The following is a 5,168-nucleotide window of genomic DNA, read 5'->3' on the forward strand; positions in this document are numbered from 1 at the left end:
CCATCCCAAGCATTCGGGCCATCCACGCGGCCTTCCTTAGATGCATTGATCCAAGCCTGAATTTCTGCATCATAGGCATCAGCAAAACGCTGGAAGCAATCGGTATACTGCTTTCTGCCCTTCTGTGCGCCTGCGCTGACAGAAATATAGTTCGGCTCCGGCATGTTGAGAACAGCACCGTCGCAAACGATCTCGCACTTGATGTCGTAATCCTTATGGTTATTGACAAAGGACTCTACATCAATTCTGACGCCGGACTTGGTAGTCAGAATCATAATCTGCGGGTCATGCAGATCCTTCGGGCCATTGTTGGTGGACTTGCCGTAAACAACCTGTGCGGTTGCGTAGTCCTCGCCGAGCAGCCAGCGCAGAACATCAATCTCATGAACCATGGAATTTTCTACTGCCATGCTGTTGTCCCAATCGTCCGGAACTGCCGGGTTGCGATGTGCGCAGTGCAGCAGCAGTGCTTCGCCGTACTCACCGCTCTGAACAGCCGCCTTCAGCTGCTTGTAGCCTTCATCGTAACGGCGCATGAAGCCAACCTGTACCATCTGCTTGCCAGCGGCAATTTCAGCCTCTACGATTTCCTTGCACTCATCAGCCTTTGCAGCCAGCGGCTTCTCGCAGAATACATACTTACCAGCCTTGATAGAAGCCAGAACATACTTCTTATGGAACGGATCTGCGGTGGTGCACATGATCGCATCGATTTCCGGATCGTTAATCATGTCAATCGGATCCTCATAGCCCTTGATGCCAAACTTTTCAGCAACAGACAGGCCAAATGCGCCAGCCGGATCCGCACAAGCAACAACCTTGCCGCCCTGCAGCTTGGTGTTGACGCGCTCAATGTGGGTACGGCCGATTCCGCCAGTTCCTACCAGTCCAATTCTCAGATCACTCATGATAAATACCTTCCTTTTCTAAATATTTTCCATAGATTCTCGCGAGAGCGATACCGGTCTCGCAATGAAGTAAAATTTTTGGATTTAAAAGTACTGCATTGACATTGCTTTCTTTTAAATCCATGATAAGTTTTTACGATACCGAACTCTTTCTTTACGATACCGGTCTCTTAACTGTGTCTATATTATATTCCTCATGTGCGTATTTTGTCTACTGTGAGTTGTTACAAAACGTTCTCGACTTTTTTGTGCACTCTTCACAGGATTCTTATTTTTCTATATACATAAAAAATCACAGTGCGTCATGCACTGTGATTTTTTCTTAGATATTTTCTTTCAGCAAGATTTCATTCGTTGTATAATAGACGGTTTTATCCGGCTCTCTTTCGTAAATCAGCTTCTCAAACAGCAGTCGCATGGCAAGCCGCCCCTGTTCTCGCAGGTCTCCGCTGATGGTGCAGGCAATCTCTCCATCTTTCACCAAATGGGTAATCTCTTCATAGCGTTCATAACACAAAATCGTGAGATTTCGTCCGGCATCCCGCACGGCACGGCAAATATCCGGCACACAACCGCAGGTAATCATCAACGCCTGCATTTCCGGATGCTGCTCCAGCCATTCTATGGTCTGCTGATAGGCATGTTCCGGCTTCTCCACAATATCCATGGACGCACAAATCGTGACCTGCGGACACAATTCTCCGATGCTGTCCCGAAACGAGTGTTCGCGCTGTTTTACCGCACGCATATTGTTGCTGGAGACAATGCCCAATTGTCCGCCATTTGGCAGAAGCAATCCCATCATGTGTGCTGCCACTCTGCCCGCCTGTACCATGTCTTGTCCCACATAGCATAAATACGGTTCGGTCTGCAAGTTGGAATTGACTGCTACGACAGGAATCTTCTGTTCCTTGAGTCGCTGCATGGCCTGTACCACTTCCGGCACTTCAATCGGCAGAACGACCGCTCCGGCAATGTCCTCTTTCGGCAGCTGCTTCAGACACGCTACCTGTTCCGATGCTTCAAACGGAACATTATAATATGCAATGTCAACATTAAAGCTATTGAAATCCTGCTGTACCAACTCCATGCCCTTTTTGAGCGTCGGCATTGCATCAACCGTCGGCATGACAACAGCAACCGTCATCTTTTTCTTCTGATAGTTCAGTGCCTTCGCCAACGGATTGGATTCATAGCCGTATTCTTCTAACAGCTTTTTGATCTGCTGCCGTCTGGCATCACTAACACCCGGACGATTATGAATCACTTTATCTACGGTCGATTTATGCACACCGGCAAGATCCGCGATCTGCTTGAGTGTTACACCCATCAGTTAATCCCTCCATGCGTTTGAATGCCTCTATCATATCGTATTTTCTCGAGAAAAGCAAGGTTCACAGCTGTTCTGCTGCCCATGGATAATCTCGTGGTTTTTCCTCCTGACAAAAAAACGGCACAGGAAGCCCTGCGCCGTTTGTGCTTATTTTGCATTAGAAAGCATCAGCTTGATGCGGTTTTCCTGATTGATGCGCGAAGCACCTGGGTCATAGTCGACACTGACAATATTGGCGTCCGGATAAACCTCTCGAATCTTACGAATCATACCCTTGCCAGCAATATGGTTCGGCAGACAGCCAAACGGCTGGGTCAGAACGATATTCGGCACGTTTTCCTCAATCAGTTCTACCATTTCTGCAGGAAGCAGCCAGCCCTCGCCCATCTTGACGCCAGGGCTGATAATCTGATGCGACAGCTTGCGCACGCGCTCAAATTCCATCATCGGGCGGAAATGTCCATCGCGCTTGATGACATCAATCATATCCTTCTGCTTGCTGAGCAGGAAGCGATAGACCGCCTGCATGACAGCCGCACTCTTGATGGAGCGGCCGTACAGCTGGAAGTCGATAATGCCGTTATAAATACAGTACAGGCAGAAGTCCAGCAGACCTGCCAGCACCGGTTCTGTGCCCTCGCCGAGCAGGAACTGCTCCAGATTGTTGTTGCCGAGCGGAGAGAACTTGACATAAATCTCACCGACAATGCCAACCTTTTTCTTCGAGCCAAAATCCTTCATTTCAATCTGCGCAAATCGCTTGCAGATGAGCACGTACATCATGCGAACGTACTTGTAATGAATGAATTTATCGCCGCGGAAATCCTTGGTAATTTTATTGAACAGCTCATCTACTGCCTTCTGACAGTCTCCCTTGTGCACCTCATACGGGCGGCACTGGTTAAAGATATGCATGATAAAATCGCCGAGCAGTACACCATATGCGACCTGAATAAACGCTTTCGGTGTCAGCTTAAAGCCCGGATTCGCATTCTTCTCCAAACCAGAGAAATTGAGCGAGATAACCGGAATAAAGCCCATGCCATTTTTGATGAGCGCTTTGCGCAGCAGATGGATGTAATTGGACGCGCGGCAGCCGCCGCCGGTCTGTGTAATCATCAATGCGACCTTATGCAGATCATACTTGCCGGATTCCAGCGCGTCAATGAACTGACCAATAACCAGCAGAGCCGGATAGCAGGTGTCATTATGTACATTTTTCAGACCGCACTCGGCAATCTGCGAGCCTTCTGTCTCCAAAACTTCCATGTTATAGCCGTAGTTCTTCATAATCGAAGTAATCAGCTTGAGCTGTACCGGCAGCATATTTGGAACCAGAATGGTATAGTCTTTTTTCATGTCCTCCGTAAACGGAACATGTGGAATTTCACGCGTTTCGGGCATTCTGTTTTCCCTCCTCTACTGCGGCGAGCATACTGCGGATACGAATCTTCGCAGCACCCAAATTGTTAATCTCATCGATTTTGAGCTGTGTATAAATTTTGCCGCCTTCTTCTGTAATGGCACGCATTTCATCGGTTGTAATGGCATCAATGCCGCAGCCGAAAGATACCAGCTGTACGAGCTGTGCATCCGGTCTGTGCACGGCCCAATTGGCAGCCGCATACATACGGGAGTGATACGTCCACTGATTGAGGACATTGACAGTCGGCATCTCTGCCAGCGGTGCTACAGAGTCCTCGGATACAATAACCATATTATACGACTGAATCAAGCGGTCAATGCCGTGGTTGATTTCCGGATCAATATGATACGGGCGTCCCGCCAGCACAGCAATTTCCAGACCATGCTCTTCCGCATAGGCAACTGCCTTTTTACCTTCCGCAGCGACATCTGCATAGTATCGATCTAGCTCGGCATAGCCTGCGGCAGCTGCCTGCTTGACCATGCGCTTATTGATGTGCGGATATTTCTTGACAAACAGCTCGCAAGCTGTCTTGAGGAAGTCCTTCTTTCTGTCCAGCTCAATATACGGCATCATAAAGTCAACACCCTGCAAGTGGTTCATGTTTGCCTTGAGCAGTTCTGGATAGTATGCAACAACCGGACAGTTATAACAGTTCGCGGTACGATGCTCATCCAGATTATAGGTCATACACGGATAGAAAATCGCGTCAACACCCTTGCTGAGCAGATTTTCAATATGACCGTGCATGAGCTTTGCCGGATAACATACAGTATCTGACGGAATGGAATTCTGTCCCAGTGCATACATCGCACGGGTAGACACATCCGACAGCACCACTTCAAAATCCAAATGCGTCAGGAAGGTGTGCCAGAACGGCAGCAGTTCAAACATATTCAGTCCGAACGGAATGCCGATCTTTGCCTTGCCCGGCTGGCTCTTGCGATACTGCTGCAAGCGTTCCAGCTTGTATTCATACAGATTCGGCAGCTTGAGCTTATCTCCGCCGCCGAGCGGACGCTCGCAGCGATTGCCGGAAATAAACTTTCGTCCTCCTGGGAACAGCGAAACGGTCAGCGAGCAGTGATTGGTACATCCGCCGCATTTTACCGAAGTTGTTTTATGGTCAAAGTTCTTCAGCTCTTCCAGAGAAATCAGCGAGCTGGATTCCTTTTCATTTGCCATCGCGTGCAGTGCCGCGCCATAGGCACCCATCAAGCCTGAAATCACCGGACGGGTAACATTTCTGCCGATTTCCATCTCAAATGAACGCAAAATTGCATCGTTGAGGAAGGTACCGCCCTGTACGACGATATGTTTGCCCAAGTCATCCGGCGAATGCGCGCGGATAACCTTATACAGTGCATTTTTGACAACACTAACGGACAGACCAGCGGAAATTGCATCAATACCTGCGCCGTCTTTCTGTGCCTGCTTGACCGACGAGTTCATAAATACGGTGCAGCGAGAGCCGAGATCAATCGGATGCTCTGCAAACAGA

The 5,168-nt window shown here is 48.9% G+C and carries 4 protein-coding genes; all 4 read right to left on the bottom strand.

Translation table 11 applies throughout. The annotated features are described in order from the left end of the window. On the bottom strand, positions 1–908 hold a 908-nt coding region (locus ACR0P9_RS07350), incomplete at its 3' end, for a Gfo/Idh/MocA family protein (protein ID WP_432618774.1). Between the two features lie 322 nt (positions 909–1,230). After that, positions 1,231–2,238, bottom strand: a complete 1,008-nt coding sequence (locus ACR0P9_RS07355) for a LacI family DNA-binding transcriptional regulator (RefSeq protein WP_432618776.1) — start codon at positions 2,236–2,238, stop codon at positions 1,231–1,233. A gap of 150 nt (positions 2,239–2,388) precedes the next feature. Continuing rightward, on the bottom strand, positions 2,389–3,645 hold the full coding sequence (locus ACR0P9_RS07360; protein WP_432618778.1) for a 2-hydroxyglutaryl-CoA dehydratase: 1,257 nt from the start codon (positions 3,643–3,645) through the stop codon (positions 2,389–2,391). Then, positions 3,629–5,168: acyl-CoA dehydratase activase-related protein (locus ACR0P9_RS07365; RefSeq protein ID WP_432618780.1), on the bottom strand; the 1,540-nt coding region annotated here is incomplete at its 5' end. The genes ACR0P9_RS07365 and ACR0P9_RS07360, both read right to left, overlap by 17 nt.

Origin of the sequence: Butyricicoccus sp. (genome assembly GCF_050872565.1) — a bacterium.
Classification (GTDB): domain Bacteria; phylum Bacillota; class Clostridia; order Oscillospirales; family Butyricicoccaceae; genus Butyricicoccus_A.

Bases quoted from the DNA above. Each gene is read 5' to 3' on its own strand.
- ACR0P9_RS07355 (WP_432618776.1), bottom strand. From the start codon at position 2,238: ATGGGTGTAACACTCAAGCAGATCGCGGATCTTGCCGGTGTGCATAAA.
- ACR0P9_RS07360 (WP_432618778.1), bottom strand. From the start codon at position 3,645: ATGCCCGAAACGCGTGAAATTCCACATGTTCCGTTTACGGAGGACATG.